The organism is Thalassobacterium sedimentorum, assembly GCF_031127905.1.
Classification (GTDB): domain Bacteria; phylum Verrucomicrobiota; class Verrucomicrobiia; order Opitutales; family Coraliomargaritaceae; genus Thalassobacterium; species Thalassobacterium sedimentorum.
Map to the genome: position 1 here is coordinate 1 of NZ_JARXIC010000008.1, position 22115 is coordinate 22115.

Below are 22115 nucleotides of genomic sequence, written 5' to 3' on the forward strand. Positions count from 1 at the left end.
ATACAAAAACGCTACTTACCAACGGCCTTTACGTCAGCTTTTTATTTGAGCTTTTATACTCAATTATGCCGCTTAAGTCCGTGCCATTCGGATCTGACCCTTCAGTGTCTCTCATTCTATCGAGACAAAATGAAAACAACTGCAGTGGATGAGAAGACACTTCGCGACTGGTATCCCAAGAATGCTACAAAAACTCAAACCCGCCCGTCCTTCGAAGCGCTCGGGCTCGTATTTAAAGACGATAAAGAGCTTACCACGATCATCCTAAATTTTGCATTCGCTCGTCTCTTAGAGCAGTTAACCGCGACACTGGCCCAGTCAGCACCCAAAAAAGAAGCGAACGCATTCTATTTGAACCTCAAGGCTCAGGCAAAATCACTCGATCCGATCTATGCCCTATCGCGTGACAACTTAGATTGGGAGGAATACATTGAGTTGGCACTGTCCAAACAGAAAGAGCACGAAGCACTCATTGACCAATTCGCAGAATTTGATGAAATAGGCATCTCCCATCCAGCAGTCGATCATCTGAAATGCTACAAAGAATATGCGATGAATTATCTTCAAACGAAGCCAATGAGTGGCTGGGAAAGTTTCAGCGCGGAAGATCGTTTCCTCCTACAGCTAAGCACGCTAGCGGATCCGAATCTAGTGACTCACCACAACCAAATTACTCAAAGGCTTAAGAGGTTGAAGCAAGATCAGCCGAAATGGTCAAAGGCTCTAGCAGGTCCATTGCACCGTATCGATGCACGTCTGAAACTTGTCGATACAAAACTCAAGCCAGCTAAGCGTATTGAGGCAGCAATGAGGAGCTACCGTAAATCGGTGGAAACCAGTATTTACGCGGCAGGCGATGAAACTTCCACTATCATATCCGAAGCAATGGGATTCGCAGCGTTTGTTTATCGTCGTGAATTAAAGTGTGGCACGCAGAAAACTGGCTATTTGTTACCATTCCTAAGGAAGTGCTTTAATTACCGCATGTTACTGGGAGAGAACCTCTGCGCATTTGATAATGACCAAGAAGAACAGCAATACTACGAACGCATGGAGCAATGGTTCATCGAATACCTGTCTCCACAATTGAGAAAACAACTCGAAGGTGACATTCGCAACCTAGAGTTCACGCGCACGGACTTTAGCAGTGCCGTCCACTTCAGTGATTTCGAAACAATCGATAAACTTCGTAGCGAACCACTCAGTAAGCGCCAGAAAAAGCCATTCAGCAAAACTATCACCAGTAGCGAACAGACTCCCTTAATGGAAGCGATTGACCGCGAACAATTAGAATACGCGCACGAACTCGTAGAAACCGAACTGAACCTGAATTTCATCAATAGCACAGGCGACACCGCGGTGACTAAAGCTTTCGCTCAAAAAGACTACCCTCTCGTGCACAAAATCCTACAACGCGAGGATGATCCTATATCCGTCGAGACACTACTTCACCTCACCGAGAAGCTACAGAACAGCTCGCTACGACTCACTCTGTCCGAAGGTCGTGTTGAAATCTTGCGTGAACTCTACCAACCATCCCACTCAGGACGACAACCGATGAACATGGATCAGTTAATCGCGGGCTCACAAACACCACTCTACTACGCGGTCCAGTGCCTAGGTGCCATGAGCTTAGACACCGAGGCACCAGATTTCCTTGAGAAGATGGTGACTGGCCTCCCTCAAACGCATGCAATGCAAAAACTTCTCCCGAACCTGCAAAGCATGACTCCAGGGGAATTGGAAATTATGAAGGAAGTTTCTAAATACTATCAATCAGAAGCCAACATCACTGGTATCCATGAGTGCATCGACTACCTAATCAACGAATGCCAGGTAAAACTCGATACGCCTAACAGATACGACCATTCCGCACTGACCGTTGCAGCAGAATTTGGAATGCAAGATATTGTCGCCAAGCTCCTCGCAGCTGGCGCGAACGCGAACCACCGATTTCAAGGTGGCGGCACCGCAATCTGTTGGGCGATCAAAAACAACGATTTGGAAATGGTGAATCTACTCCTCGAATACGAAGCCGACACTAGCTTCTTTGTCGAAGGTTTAGGGCATCATATCCATCAACTGCCCATGTCTGATAAAATTCGCCGTCTAATCCCCAGTAAACACTAAGCCAGAATGAATACTTAATATAACCACCTAGCGTTTTCCGTGCATCCAATCTCTCTCGAAGCGGGTAAAGCTTTGAGGGCTTCCGTAAAGCTCGAAGGAATCAACAATGTCCACGATCGTGCATTTCTTTGTACCTCCGAACTTTGGGCCTCGGAGACCACGCCCAATCATTTGCTCGAATAGAATCGGGCTGGTGGTTGGGCGTGCCATGATAACGCGCCGCACAATCGGGGCATCAAAACCGGTGGTGAGCGTGCCGACATTCACCAAGACTCGCAACTTTCCAATTGAAAACTCGTGTATCCAGCGGCGACGCAACGCCTGGTGTGTGGTTGCAGTAATGGCTCGGGCAGAAACATTACGCGCTCTCCACTGATAAGCCAAGGCCTCGGCTTGGCGAACATCGCAGGCAAACACCAAAGCTTGTTGCTCAGTCGGATCACGAGTGATTTGCTCAATGATGATCTTGTTGCGTTCGGGGACTTTCCCCACTCGATCCAACAAGCGCGGGGAAAAGCTGCCGAACTGTTCGATGTAGTCTTGCTCTGCCTTCGATAAAGAAAAATGAATACCCTGCTTACGCTTCTTTTCGATTCGGCTGAGTATCCCCTCATCCTGCAATACCTTAACCGGGTTCTTATTCTTGAATCGCTCGGGCGTGAGCAGTCGCCGATCAAATGCTCGGACGAGTTCTTTGGTCGAAGCACCCACCGACGTCACTCCACGCCCTGGAGTGGCGGTTAACCCAACAAGTGGTCGTGTCGGCGCTTTAATGGTGCCGACCAATCCTTTCACCAATTTCTTATAGGTCGGTGCCACCGCATGATGTGCTTCATCGAAAATCACAGCGCTAACCGATGCAAAAAGCTCTTTGACGGCTGCATCCTTAGGATTGAGGCGGGCAAGCTTTTGAACGCCGGCCACCATAAAGCCCGCATCAAACTCTTTTTGTAAAGTGTAACTGCCCCAGAAGCGATGAATCTTCCCCTCGAACTCAGGCTTCATGCTTTGATACACTGCTTTATAGGTCGAAGCTGCCTGCTCACAAATTTCATTCGTTGTCGCGATCCACAGCACAATGCCCCCCGTAGCTGCTTGAAACCGCAGAACCGCCTCGATTGCAGTTCTCGTCTTGCCTGCGCCCGTAGGCAAGCTCGCCATGCCGCGCATGGGTGGCTTCTGTTGTAATAGACTCAGAATCTGACGACTCAAGTCCTGTTGAAAATCCAAGAGCTTGCTCAGCTTTCGTGGTGGCTCCAGGTGCTCCAATACAGGAGGTTTCGCCAAGGGCGCCGACCCCGCATAAATCGGATCAATCTCGAAAGCTTTGCAAAAACGATGCGCCCACAAACTGCCACGTCGCCAAACCGGATAAAGCTTATCGGGCCAATCTTTCATTCTCCGACTGACTCGATCGTGCTGCTGACACAATTTCACCGCAGGCTTCTCGAATGCATAGAGTAAGGCAGAACGCACACAGCTGTGTGAGAGCGTCTCCGTATCGTAGAAACCGACAATATCACGTGCCAGCGATGCACATGGACGGCCCTTCGCAGGGCCAATGGACTCATCCAGTTTCAACTGCTTCCAAATCGCGCGTAATTCTTCATGCTCTAATTCAGCGAGCCAACTTTCGAGTGTGTAGTAGGACATTGGGTTTAATGATTAAGCTACATCGAAAGGCGAAATTCCTGAATAACCTCACCAATAACATCCTCAGGATTACGATCTGATTCTGAAGCTAATAACATTGCTTTCAGATCATCATCAGTTAGCAAAATTATCAGCTTTCGATAAGCAGTCCACTGCTCTCGGATCGTCGCCAAGCATCCAGCATCACCACCGTTTCGGCTCACGATGATTGCAAACATACCAGCTCCATGAGGCTTTAAGTAATTAGCAATCTGAAGGGCGTGATTCTTTTTGATTTTATTTTTATAATTCTTCGGATCGATGATTATGAAATCTGCATTATAACTGTCCCTGAGGAACTTCCAAAATCCCTCCGAAGCATAATTAGGGAAGATAATGTCTCGTCTATTCTTCTTCTCCAAATCGGCAGACTCCCAAATGTGTTGGCTTAATGGCGGTGTAAATAGAAATTCAAATACATCTCGAACCAGCCTTTGATACTCAATCCACCCACCATGCCCCACCGGACACGATGAAAGCTTCTGGAGCAGCAAATCGGACTTAGAACTCTCAGAACTGCGAAATCGGGAAAATAGCTGTTGGAACCCTGAAACGGGTAATTGCTTAATTTCGTCAGAGAACTGAGTGGCTATATAATCAATGTCCCAAATCTCAATTTCAGCTGATTCGAGTAACTCGCGACTAGAAGGCAAAATACGCCCCGGAAAGGCCAGTGCTGCAGCATCAAATTTTTCCAGACTTCTGTATTTATTGATTTGCTCAATTGCATCTTCAATTTGATGGAGCCTGAAAAAGGATCGATTTTTCGATTCAATTAACACTCGTTCCTCACGCCCACTAACTTTACGAAAACTAATCAGGTCACTTCTATAAGACCTGCCATCTCCTAGTGGTTGTTCAATTGATGTATGATCGTAGTGAGGTGAACGCTCTAAGAGGTCTCGAAAAAACACATTCAACTCCATCTCTCTAGGTTGAAATGAATCTAACTTCCGGTGACAATTTGGACATAGGATAGTGTAATCATCACCTTCATCTGTCGCATCATCACCTACGCATGTAATCCGCGCAAGCTCCAACGGAACATCCTTTAAGCCGCATGATTGGCAAGTATGGTCATATTTTTCAAGAAGTGCTCTTCTTAGCGTTGCAGAACGCGTTCCCTTAAAAACCCCCGGTTCAGATCTGTCAAAGTCCATATCAATTATAGTTAAAAATTACGTTTATCTCAAATCACGCTTAGCCACGCCAGCCCGATCAAGCACGGTATATAAATCACCGATCTGAGATTGCCTCTGTCTCCTACGCCCCCAACGAGTATCACGCACATCTGAGAACGTAAAATAGACCCGTTCGATTGCCCGAGAAAATGCAACAAAGAAGCTCTTCTTCTCCTCTTCAGGTTGATCGCTAAAACTCCACCAACTGGAGTCCTCCAACCCTAAGAAAATCACGGTATCAAATTCGAGCCCTTTACTCCGATGAACAGTCATGGCTGGAATGATGTCCTCTCCACAAAGCTCATTGACTTGATCGCGTGGTGACTTACCGGGCGTTGCTGCCCCTTCTAGAGCATTGGCAAGACCTGTAATCGTAAAATCCAAAAAATCTCCACTGAAATACTGACTATACGTATTTATGAAAGGTGCCTTTCCGACGACATCCACAATTCCTTCTAGGAGGTGCCACAATGACTGCCCCTTCTCGACCTCATTTAGCACATACTGCTTTAACTGCTGCGCGACTTTCTCAATTTCACGTTCAGCGGCACTACCCATCAACAACTCAAGTTGATCGACTAAATCGGCCCATGCTGCTACATCCCGGTTACGAGTCCCTAATCGAAGCACTAATACTATAAACGCAGCGACTGGTTCGACCAATAGGTCTTGGAGCAAAGTCTCATCACGCAGACGAATCCCTTTTACATCTAGTGCTGCTTGAAGTAATACAATCATCTCATTGGCTTTTTGACGCACAATAATAACGAAATCCCTAGGAGATTTACCTTCGCTGACGATTTGAAATCCAATGTAATCAGCCAAGTAGGCAGCTTCAGTCTCAGGGGTTCTGAACTCTAGAACTTCACACGTTCCACCCGATAAGTCATCTCGTCCAGAAGTGACTTGAACAGCCCCAGCCTCCAGTGATTCCGCAATGATATTTTGCATCTCAATCAATGCCGGTGCAGATCGGTAATTACGAACAAGATCGTAGCGTGTGGCTTCAAAATCAGTCGAGTAGATCTCAAAAACATCACGACGCGCACCTGCCCATAGCATTATTCGCTGTTTTCCATCTCCTACCGCAGTTAAAACAGAATCAGCCCCCTCGAAGCACTCTTGAATGAGAGCGTATTGAGCTGCTGTTGTATCTTGAAATTCATCTAGAAACACAAATGCGTATGTCTCCTGCAGCGCTTTCTTAATTTTTGGATTTGTCCTTAGTAAGTAAGCAGCAAGACGGTTAATCATTGGAAAAGTCAATGAAGGTGTCCCAGCGGGCTTCTCCAGCTGTTCTTTCCACCAACGCAATCCGAGCCTCCGCTGGCCTGCTTTTACCTCCGCACCATCATAAGGCAGCTCAATCCCATGACTGATATGATCAAACTTAAGCTCTAAATCCTGATCATTTAGAGATTGAAGCCGTCGTGCAGTCACCCCTGCGTTTAATAACCATGGACGGAGATCCTTCGCTCTGGGATTATGAAGCATAACCTCGTAACCACTCGACGGCTTCCAATCATCAACTAACCCAGCAGAGAATCGATCCACAGTTCCTTTAGCAAACGCATCTAGTGTGAAAGAATCGAAATCGTGCGCAGAATCAGGGCATCGGAAAGCGACACGTTGTCCGAGATTCTTTGCGGCATCGCGCTTGAATGAAATCGACAATATTCTCTTAGGGGACGGACATTTTCCTGTTTGGAACAAATAACATGCCCGCTGTGCAAGTAGTTCAGTTTTACCAGCTCCTGGTCCTGCAACCACTAAAGTGCTGCAAGTGGACCGAACCACGTCATCCGCAGCTGGTTCCAATGATTCAACTCCAACTGGCTGCCAATCTACTGAATTAATCAAGCGCATTAGGCTATGGAAGTCAGCTCTTTAGCCTTCTCGATCAATTGCTTGAGTATCTCTGGTGCATCATCCTTAAGCTCTTGGTCAGTCAATTTAATCATCGCCCTCATATGCGACACTGGCTTCGAGCCATCCACGAATAGATACTTATACCATGTAAATAGAGCTTTCTGCTCTTCCGAATATGTCTCACCACAAGTATCAGCAGCCTTCTCTGCGTCAGCAGTTAAAACCTGCTTCATGCGCCGAATAATGGCCGCGTTGTATTCAGCAGGCTCTACTATTTTATCCGGCAGCCTTGGACCACCTCCAGATGGAGCCTGTTCCTGATAATTCAAGGTGAAGTTTTCTAGCAGCGAAAAATCAAGATCTAATGGCTGTGAAAAGAATACGCCATGCTGCTTAAGGTAAAATTCAAGCCATGGTCCCATATCCATTTTCGGATCATTACGATCTAATACATCATATGATGAATTAGATAAGCTTTCTACTGCTCCACCATCTGCGTGAAACTGAAGCTTCTCTGGAGAAGCCTCATACAAAGCCACTAATTGATCTCGGACATACTGAATCCGGCCCCATCCTGCGCCTTCTTTTTCACGATCTAAATCTAGAAGTGTAATATACGGAATCTTTAGTCCATTCAACAGCCGCCAGAAATGGTTCACATGTCTACCACCAAGCGGAGCAACCGTAGTAAAGGAACCATCGAGCGACATCCCGTTGGCTTCAAAAAGCCGCTTCAATACGATTTCCTCTGACGGACCTTCTCCTAGGATCACCAATTTAGCAAAATACAATTCAGGATGTCCTCGGACCGCTTCTCTGACATACTTATAAGACTCGTCGCTCTTATCCTCAGGAAGGCTGAGCTCTAAAACCTCAGATTCTGACCGTCCTTCGTGCCCGAGGAAATAACGAATATTCTCAGGTTCAACACGAGCGAGAATACACGGTGAATGACTAGACACCAACATCTGAACACCAGCTTCACCAGACAATGCCCTCATTTCAGAAATTACTGCCCCAAGATATTGAGGAGACAGATGATTCTCAGGCTCTTCCACTGCAAATACAGACAAATGAGGTAATCCTTCGGTTACACTAGACTTGAAGCCGCATCCTTCTGCGTCACTGCGTAACAAACTTTCCAACCTAAAGAAGCCAAGTGTGAGCGATATCGAAAACAGCGAACGAAGACCATCACTCAAGTCATGCGTTGTCATAGCGCGACCATCCTCTCCCGGCATGAAATATGGAGCCAGCAATTGTATAACTGCATTCGCTTCCGTATCAACTGCACGAAAACCAACATCCTTCGCGACATGGCCTGAATATAAACTCTTCCATGCCTTTTGTATTTGCTGGTTGATCGACTTCACTCCGGCCAACTCACCAATGCCAGCACGAAGTGCACTTAGATGCCCTTCTAACTCAGCCTTCTGACCACTCAGCTCAATGTTCTGAATCAATCGTCCAAAGCGACCAACAGAGGCATTTCTAATCTGATCATTTGGATTACGATTAGCGGGAATATAAACCAAATGAATCAGACTGCGGTCTCTACTTTTGAAAGGCCGCTTACTCTGATCGACCGTATCGAAATCATCTGAACTAGTCAAAATCCAGCTAGTCGATTGTTCCGCATCTCCCGTCGTAGTGCCAGAATCATGCCACGTTGCCTCTAGACGAACTCGACAATAAGGAACCCCTTCAGGCTCTTCGACGATCATCTGATTAAACACTTCAGGAATCGCAGATGTCGCACCTCCGCCATCAACTAATTCAGCAAAAACAATTTTAGCCTCAATGAATAATGAACGCTCAGGCTTGTCCGTCAGGTTCTCATCATGAGCTAGGTGAAAGTCTGAAGGTTGTATTTGACGCAAACTACCCGACTCTCCGAATAAGCGTGCCAATGCCAGCATACAGCTCGTCTTCCCCGATGCATTAGGACCAATGAAACAAGTGAAGTCACTGAGTTTAACAGTCTGCGGAGCATGACCAAAACAGCGAAACCCGCTGAGGGTTATTGCTTCAATATTCATTTAGTAGGCCCTTTCTTCTGATTCACACGTGTTGCCAGTTTCTTGAGTAAGTCCGTTTTTTTATCGAACACCTCGGAGAAAACATGCTCTGTCAGTTGATAAGCCTTGATGACGTCCTCTCTAGTCAAAGTCGCCTTATGGCTACCTGCGTTACCGATCCACTTGATCGCAAGCAAAAGTTTCGACAGCTCTTTGTTTTTTAAATCGTTGCGCCCCCACTCTTCAATACGAGCATGCAAAGTGAATTTCTGCACTTTGTTGAATCTGTTTATTACCTGCTTACGAACCTTCAAGTGATCCATTAGTGATTCGATTGCACAGCGTAAAGAGTTGCCGGCAGCCGAAGGAGCGCTCCAGAAAAGCGAAAACGAACGCAGCAGGTGTTCCCTGACCAACCCCTCACAGCTTTCAGAAATAGGAAAAATATGAACAGTAGGTTGGACATATTTAATGGAATACAAAGTCTCAAAATCAGGCGTGCCATCGTAGCGCTCTATTTCCTGAAGGTGATCCTCACCAGAAACTACCACTACTTCATAACACTCATGGGCATCACACTTCAGACATGCGGAGAAAAAGCCAAAACGATCAGGCTGATCGATGGCACCCACGTCGAAGGATCGATACGACTCTCCAGCTTCTGCTGTAAGCATACCTTTCTTTTCTAGCCTCATGACGTTCCCACATGTAGGACAAGGGAATGGAGGGAAACTATCCACTGTAAAATCGTTTAGCAGGTAATGCGATTTCAATAATAGGCTCATAATAAATAATACTCCTTAATATACGCGTAGGCTTGCTCAACGAGGGTCTGATCCTTGTGGAGTATGTGTTTCATCGTGATTGTTGGCATTTATAAAAAAAGGATCTAAAGGAGTGAGATCACCCAGCAGCCTGGAGCATTTCAAAGATTATATGCTCGAAGGCTTTGCCCTTCTTGGGGTCACTTAGTAGTTGGAACATCTGGTTTTGATGAGCGTCGCTGCTATCCATTATGGCGTCATAGACGGCTTTCGAGAAGTCCCCCAGCATCGCTTGCTCCTTGGTATTGTTGGCCATCTGCTGCGTCACACTTTCGTTTTCTCGTAATTTATCGCAAACCGTTTCGGCATAATTGATAAGGTCGGCCTCGGTCAAATTATCAGTGATAAAGAGTTCGTTGAGGCGCTGGATGATCAGTGACAGGCGCTCTTCTTTCTTGTCTTTGGCTTTGGCACTACCTGCGGCTTCGCCGCCTTTGAGGCCGTAGTCGCCCTGCTCTCCTTCCATGACGAGATCCTGCTGGCGCTGCTTGGAGAGTCGGTAGTGGCTCATCTCGACGTTGCTGAGGTCGATGGGGTCGTCGTCTTCAAAGCTCTCGCGTAGCATGGGCCGCAAGTTGCGGGCGTAGAGGCTGAGCTTTTCGAGATCCTTGTCGTCGTAGTCCACGATTTGCGACATGAACTCGTAGAAGCGCACGAAGGTGCCGAGATCCTTCTTAAAGATGTCGAGCCCGTCCTTGACCTGTTTGGCCTCCTTGAAGCTTTTCTCGGCATTGGCAATGAGCACGGCATCGCCTGTCTTCTTGGTGCGCTCGAAGACATCGCGATTGTGCTTGTAGGCCTTCAGCGCATCCGAGTAACGCACCTGCCAACGCTCGACGGCGGGCTTGCAAATATTGGCGAGGGCTGCGGCGCTCTTGCTCTTCTGGAAAAAGGCATCGGCAAATTGCTCGACTTCCTTCCAGGTAAAAATGCCCACTGCCCGTAATTTTTCAAAGAGGTCGAATACCAGATCGGGATCGGACACGTCTTCCAGCGAAGCGGTTTTGTAATACGGCAGAAAGGCGTCGAGAATGTCCTCGGGGTCGTTGAAGAAGTCCAAGACGAAGGTGCCGGTTTCGGCTTTGCCGGGGAAGGTGCGATTGAGCCGTGAGAGTGTTTGCACGCACTCTACGCCACCGAGCTTCTTATCCACATACATCGCGCAGAGCTTGGGCTGGTCGAAGCCTGTCTGAAACTTGTTAGCCACGATCATCACCTGATAGTCTTCCGAATCAAAAGCCTTGCGCATGTCGCGCTTCTTCAAGTTTGGGTTCATGTTGTGCTCGGTAAATTTCTCGCCGATCAAGCCTTCGGACTGCGGGTCTTTGGCGTTGAAGGTCACTTCCCCCGAAAAGGCCACCATGCCGTAGAGCTTATGGTAGCCCTGCTCCTTGATGTATTTATCAAAGCTCAGCTTGTAGCGCACCGCTTCTTTGCGAGAACTGGTCACAACCATTGCTTTAGCGTGTCCACCGAGCAGCCCCATGACGTTGTCGCGGAAGTGCTCGACGATGACCTGCACCTTTTGCGCGATGTTGTAGTCATGCAGGCGCACCCATTGATTGAGCTTCACCTTGGCCTTCTTGCTCTCCACCTCGGAGTCGGCTGCCGCAACCTTGAGTGCGAGATTATAGGCCACCTTGTAGTTGGTGTAGTTCTTGAGCACATCGAGAATAAAGCCCTCTTCAATCGCCTGACGCATGCTGTAAACGTGAAAGGCTTCGGGCAGGTTCTGCTTCGACGGTGCTTCATCGGGCTTCGGCAAGCGGCCAAACAGTTCCAAGGTCTTGGGCTTGGGCGTAGCGGTAAAGGCGAAGTAACTCAGATTGTTGGATACGCGGCGCGACGAAACCATGGCGTCGAGTATTTCGTCGGCAGTCAGTTCTTCGTCTTCATCGCGCTCTTCTACCATCAGCACCTCTTTAAGCTGGCGAGCGGTGGCTCCAGTTTGCGAGGAGTGCGCCTCATCGGCAATGATCGCATAGTTGCGCTCTTTCAGGCTGACACTGTTTTCAATCGCTTTCAGCACGAAGGGAAAGGTCTGGATGGTGACGATGATGATCGGTGTGGATTCTTCCAGCGCCTTGGCCAGCTTCTCCGACTTCGAGCCCTCGCCCTCGTCACGGTTGATCTTCCCCACGATGCCGTCCACATGTTCAAACTGGTAAATCGTATCCTGCAACTGGCTGTCCAGCACCGTGCGATCGGTCACCACGATGACGGAGTGAAACTGTTTTTCACCCGCGTCATCATAGAGCGATGAGAGCTGGTGCGCCGTCCATGCAATCGAGTTCGACTTACCTGAGCCTGCGCTGTGCTGTACCAGATACTTAGAGCCTGGCCCTTCACTGCGTGCGGCGTCGATCAATTGATTCACCACGTCCCACTGATGATAGCGCGGGAAGATCATGGTCTCTTTCTTATATTTGCGCCCCTCCCAGTCTTCCTTCTCCTCGATCTGCAAGTGCACATAGCGAGCGAGAATTTTGAGCAGGTTCTCAGGCAACAAGACCTCATTCCACAAATACTCGGTGGCGTAGCGATTTTGTTCCTTGGGCACATCATTGCCCGCGCCACCCTCTTTCGTGCCTCGATTAAAGGGTAAGAAAAACGTATTCTGCCCTTCGAGCTTGGTGGTCATGTAGACCTCATATTGACTCACCGCAAAGTGCACCAAGGCACCACGCTTGAATGTGAGCAGTGGTTCGGGCTTCTTCGCGACGGGGTCCACAGGCGGACGCGTCAGTTTATACTGTTTGACCGCATTCTGCACCGCCTGCTTGAACTCCGACTTTAATTCTAGCGTCGCCACAGGCAGGCCATTAACGAAGAGCACGAGGTCGATGCGCCACTTTTTAGACTTCGCAGACTCCCCCGCCAGATCGGCTTCTTTCGTCCATGGGCTATACACTAGCTCAGGCACCACCCGCAGGCGGTTCTTTTGATACATGCGCAGTGTGTCTGGATTCAAATCATGCTCCGGCTCAAACTGACAAAGCTTAAAGCGTGCGCCACGGTCTTTGATGGTATGCCGCAACACACCCAAGGTGCCGAAGGTGCGTAAGGTTCCATCTGCCGCATTCGGATCGGCCTTGTTAAGTTGCGTCGCCACCCGCTCCAGGAATTTCGCTTCGGTATTGCTCGGGTAGAGCTTAGTATACTTCTCCCACTCCTTCGGCTGCGTCTCTTGCACGAAGCCCAACACATCTTCCTCATAGAGCGCCAACTCGCGGTTGTAGCCCGACGGCGTGCCCAGCGACCAACCGTTGGCGAGCATTTGCTCGATGACATCGTTTTGAAAAGTAAGTTCGTTGGCTTTGTCGGTCATGGTCATTAGATCTCGGAGCGATTTTCCTCAAGGTGCTTCTGCCAGTTAGGCTGTGATATTTCCCCAGACTGCACTAATTGATCATATTCCTCAGCTTTGGCCAGTTTGGACATTAAAGTATTAATAAAGTGCACCGGAGTGACCTCCCAAGAGAGGCTACCTTCAACAAATAATGCACGAACGGCGTCCAAAAAAAGCTCAATCGCATCTAGAGCGCAACGAAAGTCTCCAAGGCTTAGTGGTGGCCCATTGCCATTTTCAATGTCGTTCGCGAAGTTCAAACTGAAATGACCTGTTCGCTTCATCCGATGGATCGACAATGGTCGTAATGCCACATTCACATCCAATATCATCGCACTTAGTTCAGAAATATCTTTGCTCGTCTCATCTTGAATCGCCCGAATAAGACCCTTTAGCGTCATGTTGTAATCCTCGCCATCTTTTGCCTTATCAACCAACTTGAAGAGATTCGTGGGGAAGAGGTCTCGATAGGCATTTTTAATATCTCTGAAAGCATTACGTCCAGACTTGGCTAGCAGCTTTTGCCTCGTTTCCGACGGTGTCATAAGTTCCCTAAGGATTAGATAACCCCGCTCCATACGTATAACTTCACCTGCGATCAGACTATAAATTCGCGCAGTCTTTTCCGGCATCTCTTTGTAAGGCTGTAATTGGGTATACATAGTTTAACTGGGATTACGTCACAAACCTTAGATTCGAGCTACGCGGTGTTCTTGCATCAATACGATCATGCTATTTCGGAAGTTAAGTTTGTGGGATCATTTCCTCATGAAGCCTCATAAGCACGTTCCAACAGTGGTAAAGCTCGTTTCAGGTCTTCTTGAGTGCGTAGCACGACTTCCAAGTCACCTGTGCCCCAGTGCCCGATATTGCGCACGTCCCGAGTGAAGCCTTCTTCCAGGAGCACTGTGTCAGGGTTGACCTTGATATACAAAAACAGCTTTCCAGCGCTTGCGCGCACTTCGACTGTCACGAAATTCTTCAAACGCTTAAAAGCGGCATAGAGCTTCAATTTCTTGAATTGCACGTCGTCGCCAAAACCGAGACAGGTGGCCTTCACGGCCTCGAAGAGATCCAGCAAAGACTCATCTGCGAGTGCGAGTTGCTCCTCGACAGTCTTATCCACCGACTTTGCTTTACCTTTCGATCCAGTTGTGGACGGTAGTTCCTCCCAGTGAGTATTGGCTTGGACGGCATTAACCAGCTCCAGCAATAGAAACTCCTCATCGAAGCGTAAGTAGCGAATCAGCTCAATGTTGCGGTTGATCTGCTTCACCGCATGTCCGTCGTATTTGGTAAAGTCTCCAGCAAGACAGAGCAGACGCGGACTCGACCATTCAATGGCATCCGCTGCGGCTTGTCCCAAGGTTTTCAACACCAACAGCTCAAACTCTCCGCGATGATCGAGCAACCAATCCAAGTAAAACAATCCTTGGTTGATCACGTTTTCATTACTCGCCCGCTTATACTCGATAATACAGGGGCAGCCGTTCTCATCTATCCCCAGCGTGTCGATTCGGCCACCATGCGTCTTACCGGTAGAATACTCACTCGCGAGGAAACGGATACCTAGAAAGGTGTCCAAGTTCTGCTCAATCAGCGATTGCAGCGACTTCTCCAATGCCACCGACTTGCCCTCTAGTAAACTCACATCGTTCCCGTTGGTGCGAAATAGTTTAATGTCACTCATGCTTCACCCTCTATAGCTCGTTTCTAAGATAACGCCAATCTGCGCGGTTTGATACCACTCAGTGTAAATATTGATCATACGGCTTCGAGCGGAGTTACAAAAGTCACGAGCAAAATCCTCGTGATCTTTGCGCGTAGTGTCGTGCCCACGGCTAAAGCCTGCCAGATCCGCCTTTTCCATAAAGCTGTTCGTCAGAAAATCCTCCGTCACCTTCTCGGACACATCACCATCGCCATATGCACGGTTATCTTCAAACGGGCAGGCCCAGAAATTGCCAATCGTGTTAATCCATTGACCGCAAACATCTTTAAATGGTGCACCACCTCGGTGCTTACCGACAACGCAGTTCCTCGCTAGAATATGATCATAATCCCAAGGGCGATTATGGTCCTCCCAAAGCGCGGCATTACTTTGGTCATAATGCTTAAAACGCTTCCAGAGATAGTCGCGCTGGCAATATAGCAGCAGTTCTTTCTGACCTTTAATACGTTCTAGGAAGTGATGCCACTGGGATTCTCGATCCACATAGGCGGCAGGTTCTTCCCCCTTGGTAATCAAGCTATGCCACCACCCCCATGATTTAAATGCCTCACCTTCGATGGCACCCGAATCAAATGGAGCTATAAATTCAGTCGTGTCACCCGGACAGCGTAGTAGAATCAAGTGCTTCTCATTAATCGCCTCCTGCACTCCCTGCTGGATACGCTCAATTGTGACGCCGTGTCGAGTGTGCTTGTGGAGGATGTTACAACAGTGATCTAACTTTATACTGAACCAGCGCAGTAAAGTCACTAAACCGGGAATGACCATTTCGACTTCCGATGACATCGATTGGCCATCGAGTTGCTCTGCCCAACAAAGCAGTAGCAAGTAGATGTCCCGAGAGCCGCCGGCGATGTTAGAAACGATGTAATTCGGCAGTTTATTCGAGCCCTGCTCGTCGTAACACAACCAAGAGTCGATCATCTGACAATAAGCGGGAAGCCGAGTTAGGTCGGTGCAATACTCATGAATGACCTTGTATTCGGAGTTGCTGCCATCCGTTTCCTTCATCAATGCCCGCAAACGAACAATGCTGATGTCCCCATGGAGTCGCTCCGATTCCGATGTCGTTAATGCAGCACGCACACCTAAGTTGACGATGCGTGAAGGCTGCATACGCAACGGCTTAATTTCATCCACAGTATCTACCACCTCAGGGAAGTAGGCCTTGATCATCGAATAACTCAGTTCTTCACCACTCAGCACTGTGCCTTGCGTATTGAGCCTCTGAAAAAGCAACTCAAGGTTCAGTATGTCGTCCTCATCTTGCTCCCCCGACTTACCGATGAGTTCGTCCGGTGCCTTCAACAACACAACTTTGGCTCTACGCACACGCTGAAAGACCTTAAAGATCTCAGGGAATTGAACATCCGCAAACTCGCCTCTCAGCAACTCAGCGACGGCTCCAGCCCAATGCGTATGCGAAAGCGCCGACAACTGCCCCGTTAAATAAGCAAGCCCCTCAGAGAGCGTTTCATGTTTGGCCGCCTCCATGAGTAGTCCCATCGGAATCGGACAATTCGCCTTATAAGGACTCAATTGGCTAGGTGTTGGCCGACAGGCTTCAGTCGTGTCTGCTGCAATTTTTGCCTCATATGGAATTAATGCATCCCGAATCTCACCTGCACTCAAAATCGAACAAGCATCGTTATCTCGGTAGCCCCACGGATGGGCGATCTTAGTCAGCCTGGTCCAAAAATGCCGCGTGCTATGACTGCCGCGTTCTTTTGGAGCTAAATCCATCCAGAGAATGCTAGCGTCTTGCTTGTCGTATGTATGGAAATTGGGGATACGAAATCCCAGAGCAATTGCGTTACTCCGCTGCTGTCCATCCAGCAGCTGATACCGCGCTCGCTCGTTCGCATCTTTATTTTGATCCTCGATCGCATTACTGATGACCAAGCTACCAATGGGAAAGCCTCGTAAGATCGAATCCCACAGCAACTCAACTTGTGCAGGCTTCCAGACCAGGCCTCGTTGGAGGCGAGGAATGCTCACACGAATCTCACTTTCAAGCTCCGAGATTTCGGGTAGATACCAAGAAGCCAAGGTCGGTAAAGCTACCACGTGCGCGTCCTCTTTGACCTCTTGTTGATGACACATAAGCATTTCTTTTTTCAAACTTCCACCTTCACTCTTCACCCTTCTCAAGCGCCTCCGGCGCAAAGTCTCGCACGTCGATATTGCCCGTCACGGCGGCGGAGATCAGGGCGGTGCGGCGTTCTTGGAGGAGGTCTGACGCTTGTAGTGCGTTATCAATCAAGCTATCATACCTAACAGTGATTTCGTTTAACTCCGCCACTAAATCTCGTTGTTCATCGAGTGGAGGTAATGTGAACGTAAAGCAGCGAATGTCATCCACATTAATTCTCTTAAATGTGGAACCAATCATCGAGACATCCAGTTGCTGAGAGATCAGCCCTGACTTTAAAACATGAAGAGCAAATTCAGGATACAATGCATCGCCAAGTCGAATCAGACAAACATCCTGTCCCATAGCAAACTCAGGATGTTCATCGGGCACTAAGGCGGCTTCGCCAACAGTAGCATTTCTACTATAAATTATATCCCCGCTGCGCGGTTCTCGATCCCCTTCAATCAAGGCTGAGTAGAATTTTTGACTCGTTAATTTCGCACCCTCTAAATTGATGTGCCAGCCTTTCACTTCACCAATGCTTGCGAGTGGATAACCAGCATCAATAAACTCGGCTGTTATATGCTTACAGTCGATCACCTGTGCATAAAACTTTAGCGATGCAACCTCCCAATGTTCCGGCACGTCACCGAGCCACTCGACGCCGGAGTCCTTCATCGGGGCTTCTGGGTTTAAGCCCTTGGTAACGGCATGGCTAATCACGGCCTGCCGTTTTTCTTGCAGCAGCGCAATCAAGGCCTGCTGCTTTTCGATCAAGGCATCGATCTTCCCCGTCTCATCGTCGAGGAAGCGCGCGATCTGCTTTTGTTCGGGGAGCGGTGCTAACCAAAGATCGGTATTCTTTAATATTTCCTGAGTGATACTAAAGACTTTGACACCCTTCACCGCTAATCGGATTTGTGTGCGATAAGCTGGCGAATCAAAAACGTAGGCTAAAAAACGCGCATCATTTTCACCTTTCGGCCTAGCAATGACTGTGTGATAACCAGCAAACAAAGCTTGGTCGCTAGTGAGTTGAGTGAAGTTTCCTGCACCTTCGATGTCTTCCGAAGTATCCGCGAAAACACAATCCCCGTTCGAGAGTAATGAATTTGGAGATGACTCTAAATACAACTCACTGACACATCTAAGAGGATGCGTATCTGGCGAAACCTCAAACCCGTATTTCGAGTGAATTTCGCCATAATTTACACATGGAATGCCTGAGTCTTGAAGATTCGCTTTGGTGATACCTAAGCCTCGGCCTAGGGAAAAAAGGTATCGAAACTTATCAACTGTCCAATGACTGGGAATATCTCCAAGTAATTCCACTCCCGAGTCCTTATACTCCGGATACGCTTTATATCGACCGCTCATGATAGAAATTCGGAGGGTGAAACCGTAGCGTGCAGCTTTAGCAAACGTGCGTCGTGCTGGCTGCGGTGCGTAGGTTCTGAACGTTTGCTAAAGCTGCACGCTACGGCATGAGTTTGACCGCTCATGAGTGCACCTCCTGTAAGAGTTTCATGATCTCAGAACTCACCGCATCCAAATCCTTATCGATCTCTTCCAAATCCCTCGGCGGTTGGTATTGATAGAAGTGGCGGTTGAAGGGGATCTCATAGCCGACGATGCCGATCTCGCCATCGAGGGCGTCGGTCTTGCTGGCGTCGATCCAGGCATCGGGGACATGCGGTAAAACTTCCTTTTTAAAGTAGGCTTCCGCCTGCGCCGAGGCTACGGCGGACAGGTCGTTTTCGCGATAGTTCAACGGAACGTTTTCGTTGTCGCGCAGGTCGCCGTCGGGCTTGTATTCGATGATTCTTCCGTCCACGGCGAAGCGTCCGTAGAACGGGTCGGCTTTGCCTTTGTGAATCTTCTTGATGACCTTCTCGGCTTCAGGATTTTTCCATGAGACGGCGGCGGTGATCTGCTTCTTTTCTTTTGCTTCGAGTTTGATACCCGTTGCTTTGAGCGCGGCTTCGTAGCCGTTCATGTCGTCGTGCTGCTCGCTGCCGAGTTTGGCTTGCAGCTTGCGGGCGGTGAGCAGGATCTGCTTTTGTGCCTGCCAGGTCTTCGGGTCGAGCAAGTCTTTGATCTGCTTTTCCTTGAGTTCGGCGAAATCGGCTTTGAGCGCGGCGCGGATCTCGGCCTCGTGTTCTGCCAGCACGCCGTAGCGTTCGCAGTCTGCGGCGTCGGTCCATTCGCTACCGTAGGTCTCATAGATCCATTGCATGGCGGCGTTGAGCGGCTTGGGCGCAAAGCGCAACGTGTTGATGCGGTCGTCGCTGAATTGATAGGACTCACGCAAGGGGCGCTCGATGGTGATGCGGCGGTAGCCGAACTCATGCGTCTTGAAAATCTTGGCCGCAAAGGTCTTGGGCGGCTCGTTCTTCTTGCTCGCGGACTGGCGTCCACGGTTGCTCTTGGCCTCTTCGGGCTTGTCGAGCGGGCGGGCGTCGATCACCTCGAACTCGCCAAAGGCTTTGGTGATGGTTTTGATGTCCTCGGCGCTCATTTCGTTGCGCTTCGAGCCGAGGGATTTGCGCATCTTGCCGCAGAGGTGCACAGCATTGATCAGTTGCACCTTCCCCTTGCGCTCGCTGACCTTTTTGTTGGACAGCACCCAGACGTAGGTGGCGATGCCGGTGTTGTAAAACATATCGGTGGGCAGCGCGACGATGGCTTCGAGCAAGTCGGCCTCCAAGATGTAGCGGCGGATCTCGGACTCGCCCGAACCTGCGCCGCCGGTGAAGAGCGGCGAGCCATTGAGAATGATGCCGATCCTCGCCCCACCCTCGGCTGTATCGCGGAGTTTGCTGATTAGGTGAAGGAGGAAGAGCAGCGAGCCGTCGGAGACACGGGGTAAGCCAGGGCCGAAGCGGCCTTCGAAGCCTTTTTCTCGTTTCTCTGTCTTAATGTCATCTTCGATCCTTCTCCAGTCCACGCCGAAGGGCGGATTGCTCAGCATGTAGTCGAACTTATCGGCGTAGAGTTGATCGTTGGAGAGTGTGTTGCCCAGCTTGATGTTGGAGACCTCTTGGCCCTTGACCAACATGTCGGCCTTACAGATCGCGTAGCTCTCGGGATTGAGCTCTTGACCGAAGGCACGCATGACGGCCTGCGGGTTGAGCTCATGCAAGTATTCCATGCCCGAAGAGAGGAATCCGCCCGTGCCTGCGGTGGGATCATAGATGGTGCGGATAATGCCCGGCTTGGTCAGGGCGTCGTCGTCCTCCATAAAGACGAGGGAGGTGGTCAGGCGCACGATGTCACGCGGGGTGAAGTGCTCCCCTGCGGTTTCGTTGGAGCTTTCCGCGAACTTGCGAATCAGCTCCTCAAAGACGAGGCCCATATCGTGATTCGAGACCGCAGCCGGACTCAGGTCAGCCGTGCGCACCTTCTGCACGATTTTGTAGAGCAGGTTGGCATCCGCCAGTTGACCAATGAACTCGGAAAACTTGAAATGCTCGAAGATTTCGCGAGCGTCCTTGGAGAAAGCTTGCACATAGGATTCAAGATTGGCCGCGATGCCCGACTCGCCCAGCTTACTCAGATCCATTTTCGAGGTGTTGAAGAAAGAGAGCCCCGCCGCGCGCAGCAGCAATTTCTCTTCCGCCTCTTCGGGCAGGCCCATGGTTGCAACCTTGTCCGCCTCTGCCAAAACATCCGCCTTAGTCGCTTCCAGCACGCATTCCAGCCGGCGCAGTAGCGTAAAGGGCAGGATGACGCGCCCGTATTGGCTTTGTTTAAAGTCACCCCGCAGCAGATCCGCGAGCGACCAGATGTAGGTGGCGAGGTTATTAGGAGTTTCTGACATAATGCTGCAAATTGTGAGCCACAGCAGAATGCAAAACTAACAAAAACAGAAGCAACTAAATAGACTGCAAAAATCTAAATTTAATGTAAACTCACAGTCTTAATGCGCGAAGTAATGAGCCCTCCCCTTGAGCACCCGACAGCATAGTGCAGGACAGCAAAAGGCACTGTCCGTGGAGGAACAAGGCTTTACGCGTCTAGACGGTAATTGTGCCCATGATAGCGGAATTTCCTTTAACAGTGATAACACATGCAACAAGTGAGACAGAGTCGCAATTAGTTTGACATTATACTGTTTTCAGGTTTTCGTCCTTTTACTCTATCATTTCTCTGGATGGGGTAAGGGGAGATTTTGTAACAGAATCCCCTACTGGCGGATTGAAATACAACATCACCTGCCTCCGTCCCGTTTCCCTACGGATTTGACCGGGCATTCGCGATCCATGGAGCGGACAACGCGGGGATTCATCAACTCCGAGCGCCGAAAGCTTCCCACTTCGATTGGCTCCAAACAACGGCGAAATTGACCTCTCGTAATCGAATATTGTCGGGCAGTTTGCTGGAAGCCACGCATGGATGCTTCTGCCTCCGCTATGAATCAATGCAACCACTGGCATGATCTCCTTAACGATCCAGCCGAACCAAAATGCTAATTGCCACTCAATCGGCTTGTCATCGAACTCAGCGACGAAGTATGGAATCCTAGAGATAAATTCCTTACGCCGATACGACTTGAAAGTGGAGCCATTACACCGCGTGACGAGCGTGTGCTCACCAGTAAAGGTTTGAGGAAACAGAATCTGAAACCCTTGATCATTGCCCTGCAGGCGCTGCTGTAGTTCAACACGAGAATATACATTCGTCGGCGCATGATCTCCAGCGGAGAGTAAGTCTTTGACCCCGTATAGCGCTCCAATGAAATCCGAAGAGGTGACCGCCTCTGGCTTAATAGGTGAAATGCGCGACAAATCCTCAATGGATGCCTCAGGATTCACTGATAGCACTAGTTTAAAGACATCGTCCTTATATTTACGAGGTAATGGCCTCGGTCTTGACGGCCTGCGTATAGCGATGTGATCCGGTTTTCGTGAGCCTATGGGAGTCACCTGCGAGATTTGCTTTCGCAACGCAGACTCAACCTCAGAACGTGCACCATAGCGATCAGAGACTCGTGCATGAATCAATTCAAAGGCTTCAGATAAGCTCAGTCCCAGCTTCGCGGCATGGTAGGCACAAACGAAGATATTATGATGGGTGCAGCCCTGCCCGCGTTGCGCCTGCAGTATTGCCAACGAGTAATAGAGCTTACTCTCTTGTAGTGAGATATATTCGGATCTATTCAATGAGGAAATAGTGATGTAAGTTCT

13 protein-coding genes are annotated in these 22115 nt (G+C 49.2%); 1 reads left to right on the forward strand and 12 read right to left on the reverse strand.

The annotated features are described in order from the left end of the window. Positions 1-129 precede the first annotated feature (129 nt). Positions 130-2130 carry an ankyrin repeat domain-containing protein gene (locus tag QEH59_RS06315; protein ID WP_308984515.1) on the forward strand — a complete coding sequence of 667 codons (2001 nt, stop codon included), beginning with the start codon at positions 130-132 and terminating at the stop codon, positions 2128-2130. Positions 2131-2157: 27 nt separating this feature from the next. Here QEH59_RS06315 and QEH59_RS06320 read toward each other — a convergent pair whose 3' ends face one another. The 12 genes from QEH59_RS06320 to QEH59_RS06375 form a co-directional block, all read right to left on the reverse strand. Then, positions 2158-3783 (reverse strand): DEAD/DEAH box helicase, encoded by a 1626-nt coding sequence (locus QEH59_RS06320; RefSeq protein WP_308984516.1) that lies wholly within the window; start codon positions 3781-3783, stop codon positions 2158-2160. Positions 3784-3800: 17 nt separating this feature from the next. Continuing rightward, complete coding sequence (locus QEH59_RS06325; RefSeq protein WP_308984517.1) at positions 3801-4982, reverse strand: hypothetical protein; 1182 nt, start codon at positions 4980-4982, stop codon at positions 3801-3803. A gap of 24 nt (positions 4983-5006) precedes the next feature. Next, positions 5007-6863 (reverse strand): UvrD-helicase domain-containing protein, encoded by a 1857-nt coding sequence (locus QEH59_RS06330; RefSeq protein WP_308984518.1) that lies wholly within the window; start codon positions 6861-6863, stop codon positions 5007-5009. A 5-nt stretch (positions 6864-6868) separates the two neighbouring features. Next, positions 6869-8911, reverse strand: a complete 2043-nt coding sequence (locus tag QEH59_RS06335) for an ATP-dependent nuclease (RefSeq protein WP_308984519.1) — start codon at positions 8909-8911, stop codon at positions 6869-6871. Next, positions 8908-9675, reverse strand: coding sequence for a DUF4145 domain-containing protein (locus QEH59_RS06340; RefSeq protein ID WP_308984520.1), 768 nt, complete (start codon positions 9673-9675; stop codon positions 8908-8910). Before QEH59_RS06340 ends, QEH59_RS06335 begins: the two co-directional genes overlap by 4 nt. Positions 9676-9793: 118 nt before the next feature. Next, positions 9794-13042: a type I restriction endonuclease subunit R gene (locus QEH59_RS06345; protein WP_308984521.1), complete on the reverse strand. Its 3249-nt coding sequence runs from the start codon at positions 13040-13042 to the stop codon at positions 9794-9796. A gap of 5 nt (positions 13043-13047) precedes the next feature. Further along, a complete protein-coding gene (locus tag QEH59_RS06350; RefSeq protein WP_308984522.1) occupies positions 13048-13695 on the reverse strand; it encodes a hypothetical protein in 648 nt (215 codons plus the stop codon). Between the two features lie 134 nt (positions 13696-13829). Further along, positions 13830-14753 (reverse strand): DUF5655 domain-containing protein, encoded by a 924-nt coding sequence (locus QEH59_RS06355; RefSeq protein WP_308984523.1) that lies wholly within the window; start codon positions 14751-14753, stop codon positions 13830-13832. 3 nt (positions 14754-14756) lie between these two features. Next, on the reverse strand, positions 14757-16898 hold the full coding sequence (locus QEH59_RS06360) for a DUF262 domain-containing protein (RefSeq protein ID WP_308984524.1): 2142 nt from the start codon (positions 16896-16898) through the stop codon (positions 14757-14759). Positions 16899-16926: 28 nt separating this feature from the next. After that, entirely contained in the window at positions 16927-18306 is a 1380-nt protein-coding gene (locus tag QEH59_RS06365) for a restriction endonuclease subunit S (RefSeq protein ID WP_308984525.1), read from the reverse strand. A 121-nt stretch (positions 18307-18427) separates the two neighbouring features. Then, the gene (locus QEH59_RS06370) at positions 18428-20749 is read right to left on the reverse strand and encodes a type I restriction-modification system subunit M (protein WP_308984526.1); all 2322 of its coding nucleotides are present in this window, start codon (positions 20747-20749) and stop codon (positions 18428-18430) included. A gap of 313 nt (positions 20750-21062) precedes the next feature. Beyond that, positions 21063-22091, reverse strand: a complete 1029-nt coding sequence (locus QEH59_RS06375; protein WP_308984527.1) for a hypothetical protein — start codon at positions 22089-22091, stop codon at positions 21063-21065. Between the last annotated feature and the right edge of the window lie 24 nt (positions 22092-22115).